Annotated in this window: 16 protein-coding genes; 13 read left to right on the top strand and 3 right to left on the bottom strand. The window is 63.4% G+C overall.

Annotated elements, in window-relative coordinates; genetic code table 11:
• The first annotated feature begins 227 nt into the window (after positions 1-227).
• The 9 genes from EN949_RS05065 (at position 228) to EN949_RS05025 (ending at position 8107) form a co-directional block, all read left to right on the top strand.
• Positions 228-635 (top strand): DUF3168 domain-containing protein, encoded by a 408-nt coding sequence (locus tag EN949_RS05065; protein ID WP_127366613.1) that lies wholly within the window; start codon positions 228-230, stop codon positions 633-635.
• Between the two features lie 175 nt (positions 636-810).
• Positions 811-1113: a hypothetical protein gene (locus tag EN949_RS05060; protein ID WP_013532640.1), complete on the top strand. Its 303-nt coding sequence runs from the start codon at positions 811-813 to the stop codon at positions 1111-1113.
• 119 nt (positions 1114-1232) lie between these two features.
• Positions 1233-1898, top strand: coding sequence for a response regulator transcription factor (locus tag EN949_RS05055; RefSeq protein WP_013532639.1), 666 nt, complete (start codon positions 1233-1235; stop codon positions 1896-1898).
• Positions 1882-3315 (top strand): ATP-binding protein, encoded by a 1434-nt coding sequence (locus EN949_RS05050; RefSeq protein WP_127366612.1) that lies wholly within the window; start codon positions 1882-1884, stop codon positions 3313-3315. Before EN949_RS05055 ends, EN949_RS05050 begins: the two co-directional genes overlap by 17 nt.
• A gap of 184 nt (positions 3316-3499) precedes the next feature.
• A complete protein-coding gene (locus EN949_RS05045) occupies positions 3500-3937 on the top strand; it encodes a hypothetical protein (RefSeq protein WP_013532637.1) in 438 nt (145 codons plus the stop codon).
• A 93-nt stretch (positions 3938-4030) separates the two neighbouring features.
• Complete coding sequence (ccmI, locus tag EN949_RS05040; RefSeq protein WP_127366611.1) at positions 4031-5170, top strand: c-type cytochrome biogenesis protein CcmI; 1140 nt, start codon at positions 4031-4033, stop codon at positions 5168-5170.
• A gap of 8 nt (positions 5171-5178) precedes the next feature.
• Positions 5179-5622, top strand: a complete 444-nt coding sequence (gene ccmE / locus EN949_RS05035) for a cytochrome c maturation protein CcmE (protein ID WP_013532635.1) — start codon at positions 5179-5181, stop codon at positions 5620-5622.
• Positions 5623-5654: 32 nt separating this feature from the next.
• Entirely contained in the window at positions 5655-7646 is a 1992-nt protein-coding gene (locus tag EN949_RS05030; protein WP_127367143.1) for a heme lyase CcmF/NrfE family subunit, read from the top strand.
• Complete coding sequence (locus EN949_RS05025; RefSeq protein ID WP_013532633.1) at positions 7643-8107, top strand: cytochrome c-type biogenesis protein; 465 nt, start codon at positions 7643-7645, stop codon at positions 8105-8107. The genes EN949_RS05030 and EN949_RS05025 overlap by 4 nt, the downstream gene beginning before the upstream one ends.
• On the opposite strand, the gene EN949_RS36125 is transcribed toward EN949_RS05025, so the two are convergent.
• Complete coding sequence (locus tag EN949_RS36125) at positions 8104-8256, bottom strand: hypothetical protein (protein WP_206523618.1); 153 nt, start codon at positions 8254-8256, stop codon at positions 8104-8106. The two genes, EN949_RS05025 and EN949_RS36125, sit on opposite strands and share 4 nt — an antisense overlap.
• A 196-nt stretch (positions 8257-8452) precedes the next feature.
• Here EN949_RS36125 and EN949_RS05015 point away from each other — a divergent pair, with 196 nt between their 5' ends.
• From EN949_RS05015 to EN949_RS05000, 4 genes are all read left to right on the top strand, one after another.
• Entirely contained in the window at positions 8453-10006 is a 1554-nt protein-coding gene (locus tag EN949_RS05015; RefSeq protein ID WP_013532632.1) for a Do family serine endopeptidase, read from the top strand.
• A gap of 351 nt (positions 10007-10357) precedes the next feature.
• Positions 10358-11032: a response regulator transcription factor gene (locus EN949_RS05010; protein WP_023812818.1), complete on the top strand. Its 675-nt coding sequence runs from the start codon at positions 10358-10360 to the stop codon at positions 11030-11032.
• A gap of 7 nt (positions 11033-11039) precedes the next feature.
• On the top strand, positions 11040-12518 hold the full coding sequence (locus EN949_RS05005; RefSeq protein ID WP_127371006.1) for a HAMP domain-containing sensor histidine kinase: 1479 nt from the start codon (positions 11040-11042) through the stop codon (positions 12516-12518).
• Positions 12518-15466, top strand: coding sequence for a bifunctional [glutamine synthetase] adenylyltransferase/[glutamine synthetase]-adenylyl-L-tyrosine phosphorylase (locus EN949_RS05000; protein WP_127371005.1), 2949 nt, complete (start codon positions 12518-12520; stop codon positions 15464-15466). Before EN949_RS05005 ends, EN949_RS05000 begins: the two co-directional genes overlap by 1 nt.
• A gap of 491 nt (positions 15467-15957) precedes the next feature.
• Here EN949_RS05000 and EN949_RS04990 read toward each other — a convergent pair whose 3' ends face one another.
• Positions 15958-16218, bottom strand: a complete 261-nt coding sequence (locus EN949_RS04990; RefSeq protein WP_127367280.1) for a type II toxin-antitoxin system prevent-host-death family antitoxin — start codon at positions 16216-16218, stop codon at positions 15958-15960.
• A gap of 107 nt (positions 16219-16325) precedes the next feature.
• A complete protein-coding gene (locus EN949_RS04985) occupies positions 16326-18647 on the bottom strand; it encodes a PAS domain-containing sensor histidine kinase (RefSeq protein ID WP_127367281.1) in 2322 nt (773 codons plus the stop codon).
• Positions 18648-18820 lie beyond the last annotated feature (173 nt).

Here is an 18820-nt window from a genome sequence, read left to right as displayed (position 1 = left end):
ATGGAGCGAGAATATGTGACCAGGAATCGAGAGTCCATGTTCACGGCGTGGTGCCCGCGACGGTGGTCTTGGCAAAGCCGCCCTTTCGAGATCATCGGCATCCATCATTCCGATGACGAATCGCCATCGCCTCTGCGCGTCGAATGGCTATATCTGTCAGAACACGCAGAACGCGGACAGCTTCCGAAAAGCAACAGTCGGCAGCGCAGGAACCGGAGGAAAAGACGATGACCGCGCCAGGCGATTTGCAGCAGGCACTGTTTCTCAGGCTGAGAAGCGATCCATCGCTGTCGGCCTTGCTGGGCGGCGCCGGACTGCTCGAACGGCCAGCCGACAACGCCGCTTTTCCGTACGTGACCTGCGGCCATACCTCCGCCTTCGACTGGGACACGGGCGTCCAGAACACCGACGATCAGTTGATTACGCTGCATGTCTGGTCGAAAGCCCATGGGGATGCCGAAACGCTAGCCATCATGGCCGCCATCCAGGCGCGCCTTGCCGACGCAGCATTGGTGATCGGCCCTCGCGGCCAGACACGACTGTCGCTGGAATTTGCCGAAGCCCGCCATGACGAGGATCTGCTCGTGCATCACGGGCTGCTGCGTTTTCGCGCGATGACGCAGGAAAATGCCTGATGCGCTTTCAATATGGTCAAAACGGAGTCTAGACTGGACTTTCGCGGGATTTCGCCTGTTCGAGGCGGCGAAATCCCAGGTTGACTGTCTCGCGTTGCAGGGGTGTGGCGAGGATGTTTTCAGCGGCGTTCACCGTTCATTTCACGTTCAGCACCGATGCGTTACAACGCCGGTCATGAAAACGCTTCGCTCCCACTTCCGAACCGCGACACTGGCGCTTTGTGCTGCCGGGCTGTTTGCGTCGCAGGCGATGGCGATGCCGGTCATCGCGCCGCCCGACCTGGCCAGTCCGATCGTACTGGCGGCATCCGATTGCTACGCCATCGGCCAACAGGTGGCCGAGCAGAATGGCGGAACGCTGGCCAAGGCCTCGCAATCGACGCGCGGCGGTCAGCCTGTCTGTGTCATCGTCGTGCTCGTTCCGGGCAAGGACGGACAACGTCCGCGCCGTTCCGAGATCGTCGTTCCGCTGAACTGATCCAATCAACCTTAGGCCACGTTTCCCAGGCCGCCGGAATCGGCCTATATCTGCCCCAGTTTTCCATCCGACAAAGCTCTTCCATCCGACAAAGCTCTTCAACAGGTATCGAACTCCGCATGCGTGTACTGGTCGTCGAAGATGACAAGGATCTCAATCGGCAGATATCGGATGCGCTGGTCGATGCCGGCTATGTCGTCGACCGCGCCTTCGACGGCGAGGAAGGCCATTTCCTCGGCGACACCGAGCCCTATGACGCGGTCGTGCTCGATATCGGCCTGCCGCAGATGGACGGCATCAGCGTGGTCGAGCGCTGGCGACGCGGCGGCCGCAAGATGCCGGTGCTGATCCTGACGGCGCGCGACCGCTGGAGCGACAAGGTTTCCGGCATCGATGCCGGCGCCGACGACTACGTCACCAAGCCGTTCCACATCGAGGAGGTGCTGGCGAGGCTGCGGGCTCTGATCCGGCGCGCTGCCGGCCATGCCTCGTCCGAGCTGACCTGCGGACCGCTGCGCCTCGACACCAAGGCCTCCAAGGCCGATGTCGGCGGCGTGCCGCTGAAGCTGACGTCGCACGAATTCCGCCTGCTTGCCTATCTGATGCACCATATGGGCGAGGTCGTCTCGCGGACCGAACTGGTCGAGCATCTCTACGATCAGGATTTCGACCGCGATTCCAACACCATCGAGGTGTTTGTCGGGCGGCTGCGCAAGAAGATGGGCATCGACATGATCGAAACCGTGCGCGGCATGGGCTACCGCATGCGTGAGCCGGAGGCGTAACTCGGAACCGCTCAAACCAACCGCAAGGACGCCGCTTTCGCTGCGTTTGTGGCCGCGTTCGCTGACGTTCCGCGTCATCGCCTTTTCCACGGTCTGGGCGATCGTGACGCTCGTTGTCATCTTCACCTTGATCACCACCCTATACCGCCAGGCCAGCGAGCGCGGCTTCGACAGCCTGCTTTCGGCGCATCTGTTCAACCTGATCGGTTCGATCGGCATCTCCGACAGCGGTGCGCTGACCGGCGCGCCAGATCTCGGCGACCTCCGGTTCTCGGAGCCGAATTCGGGCTGGTACTGGTCGGTTGAGCCCGCTTCGGAAGGCGTGCATGGCGATCTCCATTCGTCGTCGATGACCACGACGATCCCGTCACCGAGCGTTGCCGAGGTGCCGTTCAACGCGAGCTTCCAGCGCAGCTACGCAGCCGAAGGCATCGACGGCGAGCAACTCGAAGTGTTCGAGAGCGAATTCGTCCTCGACGCCAAGAACCGCGCCGCGCGTTTCCGCGTCATGGGCAACCAGAGCGAACTCGAACAGGAAATCGCCACCTTTCAGCGCCGCCTGCTGACCTATCTCAGCCTGTTCGGCGTCGGCATGATCGCCATCAACGCGATCGCAATCCTGCTCGGCCTGCAGCCGCTGCGCCGGGTCAGGAACGCGCTCGCCATGGTGCGCGAAGGCACCGCCCAGAGGCTCGACGGCCGCTTCCCGGCCGAGATCGAACCGCTTGCCAACGAAACCAATGCGCTGATCGAAAACAACAGGCGCATCGTCGAGCGGTCGCGAACACAGGTCGGCAATCTCGCCCATTCGCTGAAGACGCCGCTGGCGGTACTGCTCAACGAGGGCCGCGCGCTCGGCGGCGCCAAGGGGCAGTTGATCGCCGAACAGGCCGCTTCCATGCAGAAGCAGGTCGAACACTATCTCCAGCGCGCCCGCGTCGCGGCACAACGCGACAGCGTGGTCTACCGCACGCCGGTGACGCCGCTGGTGCAGCGCATGGTGCGGGTTCTGCGGAAGCTCAATCCGCAGACAAATCTGTCGCTGTCGCTGCCGGCGGCCGAGATCGTCTTCGCCGGCGAGCGCGAGGACCTTGAGGAACTGCTGGGCAATCTCCTTGAAAACGCGATGAAATGGGCAAAGAGCGCGGTGCAGGTCTCGGTCGTGCCCTTGACCGGCAAGGACGACCCGGCCGGCCTGTTCGAGATCGGCATAGAGGATGACGGTCCGGGCATTCCCGAGGACAAGGCGCGCGAGGCGCTGAAGCGCGGACGGCGTCTGGACGAGACAAAGCCCGGAACAGGTCTGGGCCTGGCCATTGTCGCAGACCTCGTCAACGAGTATGGAGGCGTTCTGGCGCTCGAACGGTCCGGTATGGGCGGATTGAAGGCGGTGGTGCGATTGCGGAGCCTTCAGTGATGTTCACCAGAGCCGATCGACATAGAGGGGCGGGAGATGTTGTTGGCGGCATGTCCATTGGTCCCGCAGCGGCCAGCGGCCAAATTTCCGACAAATATCAATACTATGGCCACGCCGACTTCTCGATGACGCGGCCCCCGGCGCATCCATGGCAGGCTCCAACTCAAGAAAACCGGTTGTTGGCATGAAGATTCGCGTCGCGCTTGTTTCCGCATTGCTGGCTGTTTCCGGCTGCACCACCTTGAGCGGCAAGGGTCCAACCGTGGCAGCGACACCGGCCTCGACACCTCCTTCCAGCGGCAAGGTGACCACGACGATCATTTCGGCGATGGGCGGCGGCCTCATCAGCGGGGCGATCGGCAACGGCCTCAGCGAGACCGAGAAGCGCAGCGCGCTCGAGGCTGAGTACAAAGCGCTGGAATACACGACCAGCGGCCAGAAGGTGACGTGGAAAGGCGCCCAGGCTTCGCGCTACGGCGAGGTGGTTCCGGCCCAGCCCTACCGCGTCGGTTCGCAGGACTGCCGCCAGTACACGCAGACGGTGTTTTCCGGCGGCGCCGGAGTCACGGCGCGCGGAACCGCTTGCCGCAACGCCGATGGCAGCTGGACGCCGCTGACCTGACGACCGTCTGCCGACGATTGGCGGCTGGCGTCGTCAAAGCGTCGCAGCATGCATCTGTTGGCACGGCAGAGCTCTGCCGTTATTGGAAGAACCATGCTGTTCTGGGTCATAGCCGCCATTCTCACGCTGGGTGCAAGCCTGGCGGTGCTGTTGCCGCTGGCCGCCAGCGCGAAGGGCGCGTCGTCGAGCGGCGAACATGATCTCGAAGTCTATCGCGACCAACTGTCCGAGCTTGACCGCGACGCTGCGCGTGGCTTGATCCAGCCGGCCGAAGCGGCCGAGGCCCGCGCCGAGATCGCTCGCCGCATCCTTCGCCTTGACAATGCGGGTACCGCCGGCGGCGCAAACGCGGGCCGAGCGCCGGCCACCGCAAGGCTGGTGGCAACCGTAGCCGTGCTGGCGGTGCCGCTGGTCAGTTGGGGGCTCTATGTCAAGCTTGGCTCTCCCGACCTGCCGTCACAACCGCTCAGCGAGCGGTTGGCCAAGAATCCCGCCGACAGTTCGGTCGACGAACTGGTGGCGCGGGCCGAAGCCCATCTGGCCGCCAATCCCACCGATGGCAGGGGCTGGGACGTGCTTGCCCCGGTCTATCTGCGCATGCAGCGCTTTTCCGACGCGGCGGATGCCTATCGCAACGCCATTCGGCTTGATGGCGACAGCGCCGTTCGCCAGGCCGGTCTCGGAGAGGCGATCGCCGGCGCGGCAGGCGGCATTGTCTCGGCCGATGCCCAGGATGCTTTCGAGGCAGCCCTGAAGCTCGATCCGGCCAATGCGAAGGCCAGTTTCTACCTGGCCATGGCGTTGGCGCAGGAGGGTCGCGCCAAGGAAGCGACCACGGCATGGCAGGCGATGCTGGGCAGATTGCCGCCGGACTCGCCATGGCGCGGTGCCGTCGAGCAGGCGCTGGCCAAGTCCGGCAACCCCGAAGTGGCTTCCGGCGGCGCCGCCAACGGCCCCGATGCCGGCGATATCGACGCCGCATCCTCGATGTCGCCGCAGGATCGGGAAGCCATGATCAACACCATGGTTGCCGGCCTTGACGACAAACTGCGGCAAAATCCGCACGACCCGGAAGGATGGATGCGGCTCGTTCGTTCCTATGTCGTGCTTGGCAAGGCCGATCAGGCGCGTGAGGCGCTCGGTCGCGCCATTGCCGTCTTTGGGGCCGACAGTGACCAGGCGAAGAAGTTCACCGCCTTTGCCGTTTCGCTTGGGCTTGCGGCGACGGAGTAGAACAAGACATGACGCGCAAGCAGAAACGATTGTCGGTGATCGCGGGCGGCCTGGTCTTCCTGGGTGCCGCGACCGGGCTGACTTTCTACGCGCTTGGCCAGAAGGCCTCTTATTTCTACATGCCGGCCGATCTCACCACGGCAAGCGTCCAGCCTGGCCAGCGCATCCGGTTGGGTGGATTGGTCGAAAAAGGCACGATCCAGCGCGGGCAGGGGGCCACGGTCGGCTTTTCGGTCACCGACACGCACAAATCGGTCAAGGTCACCTACACCGGCATCCTGCCCGACCTTTTCCGCGAAGAGCAGGGCGTCATCACCGAGGGTAGTTTCGGCCCGGACGGGGTTTTTGTTGCCGATAGCGTGCTGGCCAAGCATGATGAGCGCTATATGCCCAAGGAGGTTGCGGACGGCCTCAAGGCCAAGGGCGTGTGGCAGGAGAGCAAGAGTGAATAGCTCCGGCAGGAGAGCGACAGTGGATCACGGGCATGGTTGAAACCGGACATTTCGCCCTCGTCCTGGCGTTTGCGCTTTCGCTGGTGCAGACGCTCGTGCCGCTGTTTGGCGCACGCCTGAACAACCAGCGCCTGATGGCCGTCGGCGGTCCGGTCGCGGTGACCGGCTTCGCCTTGACGGCGCTGTCTTTCGCAGCGCTGGCGAGTGCCTATGCGAGCTCCGATTTCTCGGTGGCAAGCGTGTGGGAAAACTCGCATTCCTTGCAGCCGTTGATCTACAAGATCACCGGAACCTGGGGCAATCATGAAGGCTCGATGCTGCTTTGGGTGTTGATCCTGACCTTCTTCGGCGCACTCGTCGCCGCTTTCGGCTCCAACCTGCCGGCGACGCTGCGCGCCAATGTGCTTGCGGTGCAAGGCGCCATCGGCGCCGCCTTCTTCCTGTTCATTCTGGCGACGTCCAATCCGTTCATCCGGCTCAATCCGGCGCCGATCGAAGGCCGCGATCTCAACCCGATCCTGCAGGATCTCGGCCTCGCCATCCACCCGCCGTTCCTCTATCTCGGCTATGTCGGCTTCTCGATCTGTTTTTCCTTCTCGGTCGCCGCTCTCATCGAAGGCCGCATCGACGCGTCCTGGGCGCGCTGGGTGCGGCCGTGGACGCTGGTCGCCTGGATGTTCCTGACCGGCGGCATCGCCATGGGATCGTACTGGGCCTACTATGAACTTGGCTGGGGCGGTTTCTGGTTCTGGGATCCAGTCGAGAACGCGTCTTTCATGCCGTGGCTGGCGGGCACCGCGCTGCTCCATTCGGCCATTGTCATGGAAAAGCGCTCGGCGCTGAAGATCTGGACGCTGCTGCTCGCCATCCTGACCTTTTCGCTGTCGCTGCTCGGCACCTTCCTCGTGCGTTCGGGCGTGCTGACCTCGGTGCACGCCTTTGCCACCGATCCGACCCGGGGCGTGTTTATCCTGTGCATCCTGACGCTGTTTATCGGCGGCTCGCTGGCGCTGTTTGCGCTGCGCGCTTCCCGGTTGACGACCGGCGGCCTGTTCCACCCGATTTCCCGAGAAGGGGCACTCGTCCTCAACAATCTGTTCCTGACCACGGCGACGGCGACCGTGCTTGTCGGCACACTCTATCCGCTCGCTGTCGAAGCCTTTTCAGCCGACAAGATCTCGGTCGGCGCGCCGTTCTTCAATCTCACCTTCGGGCCGCTGATGGTGCCGCTGCTGCTCGTGGTTCCGTTCGGGCCGTTGCTGGCCTGGAAGCGCGGCGATGTTTTCGCCGTCGCGCAGCGCCTGATGGTGGCCTTTGCAGCGGCGCTGCTGGCGACGCTGGTCACCGCTCTGTTCATCGACGGCGCCTCGGTGTTCGCAGCCCTGGGCGTAGGCCTTGCCGTCTGGCTGATCCTTGGCGCGCTCACCGATCTCGCCGTCAAATCCGGCTTTCGGACCGTCGCAACGGGGATCATGGTCCGGCGCTTGCTCGGCTTGCCGCGCTCGGTCTTCGGCACAGCCTTCGCTCACCTCGGCCTCGGCCTGACCACGCTCGGCATCGTCGGCACACTTTGCTTCGGCACCGAGAAGATCCTGTCGATGCATGCCGGCGAGACCGTCGAACTGTCCGGCCATACGCTGCGTTTCGTCGGGCTTTATCCGGCCCAGGGACCGAATTACAGCGAGGATCGCGGCCGCTTCGAGCTGATCGGCGTCAGCGGCAGCCCTGTTGGCGAAATCAGCTCCGCCAAGCGATTTTATCCGGTGCGGCAGATGACGACGACGGAATCCGGCATCAGGACGATCGGTTTCTCGCAGCTCTACATCTCGCTCGGCGACGAGGGCAAAGACGGTTCGGTCGTCGTGCGTTTGTGGTGGAAGCCGCTGGTGACGTTGATCTGGGGCGGTGGCCTGATGATGATGGCGGGCGCGGCGATGTCGCTGATGGACCGGCGCCTGCGCGTCGGCGCGCCGTCGCGACGGCGCAAGCAGCCGAGCGTGGTGCCATCCGCGACCCTGCCATGAACGCACGGCTTTCGCTGACCTCCATTATCCTGCTGCTGGCGCTGTTTTTTGCCGGCACGGCCTTGGCGGTGAAGCCTGACGAGATGCTGCCTGATCCTGCACTTGAGGCGCGGGCTCGGGCGCTTTCGGAAGGCTTGCGCTGCATGGTCTGCCAGAACCAGTCGATCGACGAATCCGATGCCGACCTTGCCCGCGACCTGCGCGTTCTCGTGCGTCAGCGCCTCGTCGCCGGCGACACTGACCAGCAGGTCATGGACTACGTGGTTTCGCGCTATGGCGAGTTCGTGCTGCTCAAGCCGCGTTTCGACCTGCGCAATGCATTGCTGTGGGGCACGCCTGTCCTGCTGTTGCTGGTGGGAGGCGTTTTCATCGTGCTGACCGCGCGGTCGCGTCGCTCGACGGCAACCAATGCGCTGACCACTGAGGAACAGGCGGCGCTGGACAAGATACTAGGCAATTAGCTCGGCCATTCCTCCGAGGGCCAGTCCCGCGACGTGCGAATGACGCGCAGGATAACGACGCTCTGACGCCGGGTATCGGCGGCGATCCGCTCCAGCTTCAGCTTGGTTTCAGAAGAGAGCCGGATGGCCATGGTGGTGCTTGCTGTCATTTATGAAAGCCTTGTGCTGAGTTGTGTACAAGATAGCGCATAGGGCATCGCGGCCAACGGGTTTGTGCGTCTCCCGACCCCAAAACATTACCAAAGTTTCATGTGTCGGAAATGGCGCTGTAATGTGCGCCACTCTAATTCTCTTGCTTGAGGATGCCCATCAGCAGCGTCCATTTGGAAAGAGGATACGAGATCCATGAATATTGCCCCCCGTTCATATTCCGTCACCCGCAAGCGTCTCATGGCTGCCGTCGCGTCTGTCGCCGTGGCCGGTGCGATCGGCGTCGGTGCGCTGACCAGCGGAACCAGCCCTGTTCTGGCCGATGCCGTGCGCGTCGAGGCGCCGCAGGTACCGGGCTTCGCCGATGTCGTCGAGCGGGTTTCTCCCGCTGTTGTCAGCGTCAAGGTCAAGGCCAAGATCAGCCCGGCCGCCGATGACGGCTCGGACCCGTCCGACGATCAGGATGGCATGAACAACCTGCCCAACAATCCGCAACTGCGCCGCTTCTTCAAGGAATTCCGTGGCTTTGGTGATCAGGACGGCCAGGGTGGCGGCAACAGGCGCTTCAGCCATCGCGACCGCAACAACGACCAGCCGCGGCCGGTTGCACAAGGTTCCGGCTTCTTCATCTCGGATGACGGCTATCTCGTCACCAACAACCACGTCGTTTCGGAAGGCTCGGCCTTCACCGTGGTGATGAATGACGGCAAGGAACTCGACGCCAAGCTGATCGGCACCGACCCGCGCACCGATCTCGCCGTGCTCAAGGTCGATGGCGTCGGCAAGTTTACCTATGTCGACTTCGCCGATGACTCCAAGGTTCGCGTCGGCGACTGGGTGGTGGCCGTCGGCAATCCGTTCGGCCTTGGTGGCACCGTCACCGCCGGCATCGTCTCCGCCCGCGGCCGCGACATCGGCGCTGGCCCTTATGACGACTTCATCCAGATCGACGCATCGGTCAACCGCGGCAATTCTGGCGGCCCGACCTTCAACCTCAACGGCCAGGTCGTCGGCATCAACACCGCGATCTTCTCGCCGTCCGGCGGCAGCGTCGGCATCGCCTTCGACATTCCCGCTTCGACCGCCAAGCAGGTCGTTCAGGACCTGATGAAGAGCGGTTCCGTTCAGCGGGGCTGGCTCGGTGTGGAAATCCAGCCGGTCACCTCCGACATCGCTGAGTCGCTTGGTCTGAAGTCCAACAACGGCGCACTGGTTTCCAGTGCCCAGGACGATGGTCCCGGCAAGAAGGCGGGCATCACGGCCGGTGACGTGATCACCCAGGTCAACGGCAAGGACGTCGCTTCGCCGAAGGAACTGGCACGGCTGATCGGCGCCTACTCGCCTGGCAAGTCGGTTGACGTCACCGTGTGGCGCGACGGCAAGAGCCAGACGGTCAAGGTCGATCTCGGCAAACTGCCCTCGAGCGACAAGCAGGCCTCTGTCGACCAGTCGCAGCCTGCCGCTCCGGCAAAGCCCGACACGCTGGCCGATCTCGGCCTGACCGTCACCAAGTCCGAAAACGGCAAGGGGCTGGTGGTGACCGACGTCGATCCCGACAGCGATGCCGCCGATCGCGGCATCCAGCCGGGCGACGTCATCACATCGGTCAATTCGACCGAAGTGAACGGCACCGACGACGTCACCAAGGCGATGACCGAAGCGGTCAAATCCGGCCGCAAGGCGGTGCTGATGCAGATCACCCGCGACGACACCAATCGTTTCGTCGCGCTGCCCGTCGCCAAGGGCTGAGGTCGGCCCCGGAGCGTTCTCTCGGCTTTCCGAGGCGGGTGAGGGCGTTCCGGCGGCAAGTTGGACTTTTCCAGTGCGACGGTTCAACACCCCCGAGCCGCCGTACGGGAAAGCATGGAGGAGCGCGCGTTAGTCAGTCATCGCGCCTTCCCCCGGCGGCAGCGGGCTTCCCATCGCCCGCTGCCGCACAATTTTCAAAAGCGCTTCAACGATCCGATGCCAACGACATCGGCAACGAGCAGCTTTATCGCGCACTGCTTCGAGCGATCTCGGTCGCGATGCGCTTTGGCAAAGGCCACAATGCAGATGTCTGCCACTCAACCTTCCGGCGAAATCGCGTATAACAGCCCTATGAAGATTCTCGTCATAGAAGACGATCGCGAGGCTGCGGATTACTTGCAGAAAGCCTTTGCCGAGGCCGGTCACACCGCGCATGTCGCCGGTGACGGCGAAACCGGCTTTGCGCTCGCCGACGCCGGCGACTACGACGTGATGGTGATCGACCGGATGATGCCGCGTCGCGACGGCCTGTCGGTCATTGCCGGTCTCAGGTCCAGGGGCAACACGACGCCGGTGCTGATCCTGTCGGCGCTCGGCGAGGTCGATGACCGGGTCACGGGTTTGCGCGCCGGCGGCGACGATTACCTGACAAAGCCCTATGCCTTCTCCGAGCTTCTCGCCCGCGTCGAGGTGCTGAACCGGCGCGCCAGTGCCAAGGAAGCGGAAACCGTCTACCGCGTCGGCGATCTCGAACTCGACAGGCTGTCGCATTCGGTCCGCCGTGCGTCACGCGAGATAACGCTGCAGCCGCGTGAGTTCCGCTTGCTCGAATATCTGATGCGGCATGCCGGCCAGGTGGTGACGCGCACCATGCTGCTGGAAAATGTCTGGGACTACCATTTCGATCCGCAGACCAATGTCATCGACGTCCATGTCTCCCGGCTGCGTGGCAAGATCGAGAAGGGCTTCGACAAGCCCATCCTGCATACGGTTCGCGGCGCCGGCTATATGCTGAAGAGTGGTTAGCTGCGGCATGGCTCTTTCCGTGCCAGCCATCATGAAGACGACGGCAGCGCGGCTTTCGGCGCTCTACTTCCTGCTCTTCGCGCTCTGCGCGGTGGCGCTCGTCTTCTACATGACCTCGCTGTCGGCGCGAATGCTGACCGCGCAGACGCAGGAGACCATCAATGACGAAGTGCTCGGCCTTGCCCGCGCCTATCAGCGCGGCGGCCTGCCGGTACTGGTCCGCGTGGTCGAAGCGCGCTCGCGCCAGCCCGGCGCAAACCTTTACCTGATCGCCGACGCCAACGGCCAGATCCTGACCGGCAACGTGCAGAGCCTCGAACCTGGCGTTCTCGAAACCGAAGGCTGGACCAGCAGTCCGTTCTCTTATCAGCGCTTTGGCGAGGGAGAGCTCGAGCGCCTGCGCAACCTTCCCGCCGAGCAGGGCACCACCACCCAATCCGAGCAGAACGATGCGCAGGCGCAGGGCGAAAAAGGCCACAACGCCATTGCGCTGGTGCTGCGGCTGCCGAACCAGATGATCATGCTGGTCGGCCGCGACCTTGGCGAGCCGGAACGGTTTCGTGCCGTCATCCGCCGTGCGCTGATGCTGGCGCTCGGCATGATGGGGCTGGGCGGATTGCTGATCTGGTTTTTTGTCGGCCGCGCTGCGCTGAAGCGCATCGACAGCGTGTCGGAAGCCAGCCGTCGCATCATGGGCGGCGATCTGTCGGGCAGGCTGCCGGTGACGGGGGTTGGCGACGAGTTCGACCGGCTCTCCGAAAATCTCAATGCCATGCTGGCCAGGATCGCCACGCTCAACGAAGGCTTGAAGCAGGTTTCCGACAACATCGCGCATGATCTGAAGACGCCGCTGACCCGGCTGCGCAACCGGGCCGAAGCGACGCTTTCGGGCAAGCAAAAGCCCACCGACTACCGGCAGGCGCTGGAAGGCACCATCGCCGAGTCGGACCAGTTGATAAAAACCTTCAACGCCATCCTGATGATCTCCCGGCTGGAGGCTGGCTACTCGTCTGAAAATACGAACCGCGTCGATCTTGCGGAAGCCGTGCGCGATGTCGTCGAGCTCTATGAGCCGGTGGCGGAAGAGGCGGGCGTGTCGCTGGAAGCAGACGCGCGCGAGGCGGTGTCCGTCAACGGCAACCGCGAACTGATCGGCCAGGCGCTGTCGAACATCGTCGACAACGCTATCAAATATTCGACCGGCGCCAATGCCCAGCCGGCGGTGCGCGTCACGCTCGAGCGAACCGGTGCGGACGTTCGCCTGTCGGTTGCCGACAATGGCCACGGCATTCCCGACGATGGCGACCGCGCGCGTGCCACGGAACGTTTCGTGCGGCTGGAGAAGAGCCGTTCGCAACCGGGTTCGGGTCTTGGCCTCAGCCTCGCCAAGGCCGTCATGACATTCCACAATGGCCGGCTTGAACTCTTGCCTGGCAATCCTGGATTATCCGTGGTCATGAGTTTCCCGGTTCGGGAGGATCACTGATGAGCACGGCTGCGAGAGCGAAAGATTGGCTGCTGAAGCCGGCGGCCAGGCTTGTTCCGCTGGACGAGGACCGTGCGCGGCTGGAACTGGCCGAGATCGCGTCCGCCGCACGCGAAGAAGGGCTGACGCGGCTTGCCAAGTTTCTGGCCGGCAAAGGGGAGGGCCAGGATTTCCTCGCCGCCGTCTTCGATCTGTCGCCGTTCCTGCGCGATACGGCACGTCGCCGGCCGCAAATCCTGGACGGGCTGTTCGAGCAGACAATCGAGGCTCGGCTGAAAGCGATCGGCGCCGCCATAGACCAGGCGCATTTGGCGGAGACCCTTTCGGAATCCGGCCTGATGATGGAGCTGCGCCAGTGGAAGGCGGAGGCGCATTTCCTCATCGCGCTGGCCGATCTTGCCGGCGAGGCCGAAACGGCGCTGACGGTCCGGCGGTTGAGCGACCTCGCTGACGCCTGTACCCGTGCCGCCGTCGACTTCCTGCTGCGCGACGCGCACGGCCAGGGCAAACTCAAACTGCCGGATGTCGACAACCCGTCGAAACAGTCGGGTTGGATCCTGCTCGGCATGGGCAAGCTCGGGGCACATGAGCTGAATTTTTCCTCGGACATCGATCTGGTGGTTTTCTTCGATCCGGAAGCACCGGCGGTCGTCGACCCGCTCGACGCCACCGAATTGTTTTCGCGGCTGACGCGCCGCCTGGTGCGCATCCTGCAGGACCGCACCGAGCACGGATATGTCTTCCGAACCGATCTGAGGCTGCGCCCCGACCCCGGTTCGACACCGCTGGCGATCCCGGTCGAGGCGGCACTGCGCTACTATGAGGCGCGCGGCCAGAACTGGGAGCGCGCCGCCATGATCAAGGCACGTCCGGTGGCCGGCGATCTGGCCGCGGGTGCGGCCTTCCTCAAGGAGCTTCAGCCCTATATCTGGCGCAAATACATGGATTACGCGGCGATTGCCGACGTCCATTCGATCAAGCGACAGATCCACGCCCACAAGGGCCATGGCGAGATCGCGGTCAAGGGCCACAACGTCAAGCTCGGCCGCGGCGGCATTCGCGAGATCGAGTTCTTCGTCCAGACCCAGCAGCTTATCGCCGGCGGACGCTTCCCTGAACTGCGTGGCCGCGAGACCGTGCCGATGCTCGGCGAGCTTGCGACACGCGGCTGGATCACCATCGAGGCGCGCGATGCGCTCGCCCGCCAGTACTGGTTCCTGCGCCGCGTCGAACATGCCGTGCAGATGGTTGCCGACGAGCAGACCCACACGCTGCCGGAAGATGACGAAGGCTTGGAGCGCATCGCCCGCATGCTCGCCTTTGCCGATGCTTCTGCCTTTTCCCAGGCGTTTCGCGCCTCGCTGCAGCAGGTCGAACGCCACTACGCGGCACTGTTCGAAACAGCACCGGAACTGTCGACAGGCATCGGCAATCTCGTCTTCACCGGCGATGTCGACGATCCCGATACGCTGCAGACCTTGCACGGCCTCGGCTTCCAGCGGCCAAGCGACATCTGCCGCGTCATCCGAGGCTGGCATTTCGGTCGCTATCGCGTCACCCAGTCGGCGGAGGCGCGCGAGCGGCTGACGGAATTGACGCCGGCGCTGCTGCGCTCCTTCGGCCAGACGCGCCGGGCCGACGAAGCGCTGATGCGCTTCGACGAATTTCTCGCCGGCCTGCCGGCCGGCATCCAACTGTTTTCCCTACTGCAGTCCAATCCGGCCCTGCTCAAGCTCCTGGCAACGATCATGGGTGCGGCGCCCCGGCTGGCGGCGATCATCACCCGCCGGCCGCATGTCTTCGATGGTCTGCTCGACCCGGCCTTGCTGACGGAGCTACCGGACCGCGCCTATCTGTCGGCACGGCTTTCCGCCTTTGTCGAGGGCGACCGGCTTTATGAGGACGTGCTCGACCGGCTGCGCATTTTTGCTTCCGAGCAGAAATTCCTGATCGGTGTCCGGCTGCTCGCCGGCTCGATCGATCCGGCGCGCGCCGGCCGCGCCTTTTCCGATCTGGCGGATCTCACCATCGAGGCTGCGTTGCAGGCGGTGACGGCCGAATTCGCGGCGCGCCACGGCACCATTGCCGGCGGCGTGGTTGCGCTGCTCGGCATGGGCAAGCTCGGCAGCCGCGAGCTGACCGCCGGATCGGATGTCGACCTGATCCTGCTTTACGACCACGCGCCGGACGCCGAGGAGTCCGATGGCGACAAGCCGCTGGCGCCTTCGCATTACTACACCCGCATGACGCAGCGGCTGATCGCAGCTGTGTCGGCGCCGACGGCGGAGGGCGTGCTCTACGAACTCGACCTGCGCCTGCGGCCATCAGGCAACAAGGGTCCTGTGGCGACCCATATCGATGCCTTCAAGAAATACCAGCGCCAGGAAGCCTGGACCTGGGAACACATGGCGTTGGCACGCGCCCGCGCCATTGCCGGTGACGCCAGCCTGTGCAGTGAGGTTGAAGCGGAAGTGGCGGCTGCACTTGGCCAGCCGCGCGATGCTGCAAAGGTGATGGCCGAGGCTGCGGAGATGCGGGCTATGATCGAGAAGGAAAAGCCGCCGCGCGACCTGTGGGACATCAAGCTGATCCCCGGCGGCCTGATCGATCTCGAATTCATCGCCCAAGTCGCTGTCATCACCGGGCAGGTAGGCGCCGGGCCGCGCGTTACCGGTACCGCCGAAATCCTTTCGCGCCTGTCACCGGGCTTCGCCAATGCCGGGGCGAGGCAGGAGCTTTTCGACGCCTATGCGCTCTATCTGGCGCTGACCCAGATGACGCGGCTGTGCCTTACCGGAGCCTTCGAGCGCGACGACGTTCCGCCGGGGCTTTCGGATCTGCTTCTGGCGGTGACCGACCTGCCGGATTTCGGTGTGCTCGAAGCACATCTCAAGGAGACGTCGCAGAAGGTCAGGAAGGATTTCGACCTTTTGCTTCGTGCGGGATGACCGGGAAGCGATCGTCCCTTGGAATCGGGGACGTTTCGTGGTCCTCCAGTCTCATGCAGCTACTCTGTTCGCCGAATCTGCTGCAGCGCCCGGCTTGCGTGAGACTGCAAAATCCGGTCGCGCAGATAGGCATAGAAACGCGCGGCAGCATGCCATAGTCGAATCGGGACGGTTTGCTCCCCGCGATAGGCCTGAGATCGGGACCCGGCCAGAGGAAATGATTGGTTTCGGTGACGACGATCCATGATGGCGTGTCATCGAGGCCGAGATAGGCTTTGAGGGGCGCAGGTATTTCTACTGCATCGGCAGGATCAGCTGGTGGCGAGTGTGTGACCGGAACGACCGTTATGACTTCACGGCCCTCCACGACCCGGCGCGCGGCGACAATGGCGCATGGTCGGTTTTTGCGACCTTCTTCGGCACCCTTTCGTGTTCTCTCACCCAGAGGTAAGAATAGGAAATCACCAGACCCGGGATAGGTTTGGGCAGGCTCACGGTGTCCAGTCTTTGAGCATTGCATCAAGCCCGGCATATTCGCTCGATACGGCGCTTTCGGCGATGGCGTTAAGCGTCTCGTCGTCCAGCTCTTCCACAGGACGGGCGGCTCGTCCCTTGACCAAGACCTCGAACATCGCCGCCGACAGGAGTACCGTGTGGGTCCGGCCATTCTTTGTGATTGCGACCGGCGCACGCTGGGCAGCATCCTGAAAACGCCCGACATTCTGCTGGAATTCCGTTGAAGTCACTCGCATGACAAGGCCTTTCTTTTTTATCCAAAATAGATAAAATAGATAACTTTGTCAAAGCGTTTCACCTCGCGTCCACGAGGTGGATCAGGCCTGGGATGGTGATAAAAACTTCACGCTGCAACCTTGACGGCCAGCACGCTCTTCTTCACCGGAATGCGCACCGACACGATAGTGCCGACACCTTCGCTCGACCGGATCTTCAGCGCGCCGCCCTGAAGCTCGGCCAGCGAACGTGAGATGGCAAGGCCAAGGCCGGACCCGGCATGGCTCTTGGAGAACTGGTTCTGCACCTGTTCGAACGGCCGTCCGAGCTTTCCGAGCGCCTCCTTGGGGATGCCGCAGCCATTGTCCTCGATCGTCAGCACCAGCGCGCCGGATGTGTTGCGGGCCCTGACCGATATGTGGCCGCCGTGGCCGGTGAACTTCACCGCATTGGACAAAAGGTTGATGACGATCTGCTTGATCGCACGGCGATCGGCGACCAGCGTCAGCGCATCGGCAATGCGCGTTTCCACGGTGATGGCCTTTTGCGCCGCCTGCAGCGAAACGACGCGTACGGTTTCGCTGATCAGCGGGCCGAGGTCGATCTCTTCCCGGTCCAGAGAGAACTGGCCGGCCTCGATCTTGGACATGTCGAGAATATCGTTGATGACGCCCAGCAGGTACTTGCCGCTGCTGTTGATGTCGGTGGCATATTCCTCGTAGCGCTCCGATCCGAGCGGGCCGAACAGCCCTTGTTCCATCAGTTCGGAGAAGCCGATGATGGCGTTCAGCGGCGTGCGCAACTCATGCGACATGTTGGCCAGGAATTCGGATTTGGCCCGGTTCGCCGCTTCGGCCCGTTCGGTTTCCTTCATGTATTTGCGGTTGAGGTCGACCAGTTCGCGCGAACGCTCCTCTTCGGCCCGCCGCGCGAGGCTGAGATCATGGATCGTTGCCATCAGCCGTCGCTCACTGTCGACCAGCTTCTCCTGGTGCAGCTTGATCTGGGTGATGTCGGAACCGACCGAGACGATGCCGCCGTCCCGGGTCTTCAGTTCGTTGACCTGCAGCCAGCGGCCGTCGGCCAACTGCCGCTCGAAAGTGGCGCCGCCCTGCAGGCCGCCGGTGTGGGCAAGCCGCCTTTCGGAAGCAAAGGCCAGCATGCGTTCTTCCAGCGCCGCGCGCGCGGTGCCCGGCATCACGTCGCGGTCCGAAAGCCCGTTGTCCTGCTGGTATTTGGAATTGCACATGATCAGGTGCTGCGTCGAATCCCACAGCACGAAGGATTCGTTGATGTTCTCGATCGCCGTTCTGAGGCGAAGGTCGGCAGCCTCGGAACGCAGCGCCAGATGACGCTGTTCGGTGACGTCGACGGCGATGCCGATCAGCTGGATCTCCGGCGCTTCCGGATCGATGACCTGTGCCCGTGCGCGCATCCAGACCCATTGGCCATCGGCATGGCGCATGCGGAACACCTGATCGATGTGATCGATCTCGCGTGCGACGATTCTGTTGGCGAGCTCGAACAGGTCGCCGTCCTCGGGATGGATGATCTGATCGACCTCGCCGAAGGACAGCATCGTTTCGCAAGGCTTGTAGCCGAGCATGTCGTACATCGAGCGCGACCAGTACATCTTGCCGCGCACCATGTCCCAGTCCCACAGGCCGCAGCGGCCGCGAACCAGCGCCATGTCGATGCGCTGATGCGCTTCGAGGTAGATGCGGTCGGCCGCCTGCGCACGTGCCGCCTGGCCGAAATAGGCATAGAGGATGACGATCAGCACACCGGCCGTCAGCACGAACAGGGTGACGTTCAGCGAAACGGTCTTGCGCCAGGCATCGAAAACCGCGTCCTGTGGCACCAGGGCCGCCGATGCACCCTTTCCGCCATTCGCCAGGCTGACCGCGGCGTACCAATCCCGTCCGTCGATGTTGACGTCCATGACGCCGGCACGATCGCCGAACATGAACAAGGGCTGGCCGCCCTCGACGAGGCCGTCCAGCGAATGGCCCTGCCATGGCATCGAGCGTGGCGTCACCGCGACGATCTTGAAAGCGCTGTCGGTGATGACAAGCACATGGCTGCGGCCCATCGCGCCCTGACGGCTGGTGGTCTCCAGCAGATCCTGTATGGCGCCGGGCACCGTTTCCGAGGTGGTGGCGAGCGAACTGGCCAGCTGGCCCGCCGCCAGCGTCAGGATCGCCTTGGCATTGCGCTCGACATCGTCGCGCTCGTTCATCAGCGACAGCACGCGCAACGCCGCGATGACGATCAGGAAGGTGATGATGAGGACGGGTATTGATCGGCGCAGCAGCGGCTCGGCGGCCAGAAGCCGCCGGTAGGCCGGTTCGGCGATGAGTCGCGTATTCCCGGCAAGACCGTCGCCGCGCGTCTCACGATGCGCAAAAACCGTCCCTCCGGGCGCGCCCCACGCGTCCGCCTTCGCCATAAATGGCACTCCCCGAATTTGCCTATGCTGCTTGGTGATCCGGCAAACGCCGCACTTCCGAATCGTCAGTAAAGAATCAAAGGTGATTCGCCTTGTCCAGTGGTCCGGCGAAAAAAGATTAAAAATCGACTAAAATAATGGGCTTTCGCTGGCGCAGCGCCTAACGGAAGCCG

The sequence above is a fragment of the Mesorhizobium sp. M7A.F.Ca.US.007.01.2.1 genome (assembly GCF_003998165.1).
Taxonomy (GTDB): Bacteria; Pseudomonadota; Alphaproteobacteria; order Rhizobiales; family Rhizobiaceae; genus Mesorhizobium; species Mesorhizobium ciceri.
The sequence above is the reverse complement of the archived record's forward strand: the minus strand, read 5'-3'. Positions and strand labels throughout refer to the sequence as shown.

Coding starts and splice junctions, on each gene's coding strand:
- EN949_RS05065 (WP_127366613.1), top strand. CDS start 228: ATGACCGCGCCAGGCGATTTGCAGCAGGCACTGTTTCTCAGGCTGAGA.
- EN949_RS05060 (WP_013532640.1), top strand. CDS start 811: ATGAAAACGCTTCGCTCCCACTTCCGAACCGCGACACTGGCGCTTTGT.
- EN949_RS05055 (WP_013532639.1), top strand. CDS start 1,233: ATGCGTGTACTGGTCGTCGAAGATGACAAGGATCTCAATCGGCAGATA.
- EN949_RS05045 (WP_013532637.1), top strand. CDS start 3,500: ATGAAGATTCGCGTCGCGCTTGTTTCCGCATTGCTGGCTGTTTCCGGC.
- ccmI (WP_127366611.1), top strand. CDS start 4,031: ATGCTGTTCTGGGTCATAGCCGCCATTCTCACGCTGGGTGCAAGCCTG.
- ccmE (WP_013532635.1), top strand. CDS start 5,179: ATGACGCGCAAGCAGAAACGATTGTCGGTGATCGCGGGCGGCCTGGTC.
- EN949_RS05030 (WP_127367143.1), top strand. CDS start 5,655: ATGGTTGAAACCGGACATTTCGCCCTCGTCCTGGCGTTTGCGCTTTCG.
- EN949_RS05025 (WP_013532633.1), top strand. CDS start 7,643: ATGAACGCACGGCTTTCGCTGACCTCCATTATCCTGCTGCTGGCGCTG.
- EN949_RS36125 (WP_206523618.1), bottom strand. CDS start 8,256: ATGACAGCAAGCACCACCATGGCCATCCGGCTCTCTTCTGAAACCAAG.
- EN949_RS05015 (WP_013532632.1), top strand. CDS start 8,453: ATGAATATTGCCCCCCGTTCATATTCCGTCACCCGCAAGCGTCTCATG.
- EN949_RS05010 (WP_023812818.1), top strand. CDS start 10,358: ATGAAGATTCTCGTCATAGAAGACGATCGCGAGGCTGCGGATTACTTG.
- EN949_RS05005 (WP_127371006.1), top strand. CDS start 11,040: ATGGCTCTTTCCGTGCCAGCCATCATGAAGACGACGGCAGCGCGGCTT.
- EN949_RS05000 (WP_127371005.1), top strand. CDS start 12,518: ATGAGCACGGCTGCGAGAGCGAAAGATTGGCTGCTGAAGCCGGCGGCC.
- EN949_RS04990 (WP_127367280.1), bottom strand. CDS start 16,218: ATGCGAGTGACTTCAACGGAATTCCAGCAGAATGTCGGGCGTTTTCAG.
- EN949_RS04985 (WP_127367281.1), bottom strand. CDS start 18,647: ATGGCGAAGGCGGACGCGTGGGGCGCGCCCGGAGGGACGGTTTTTGCG.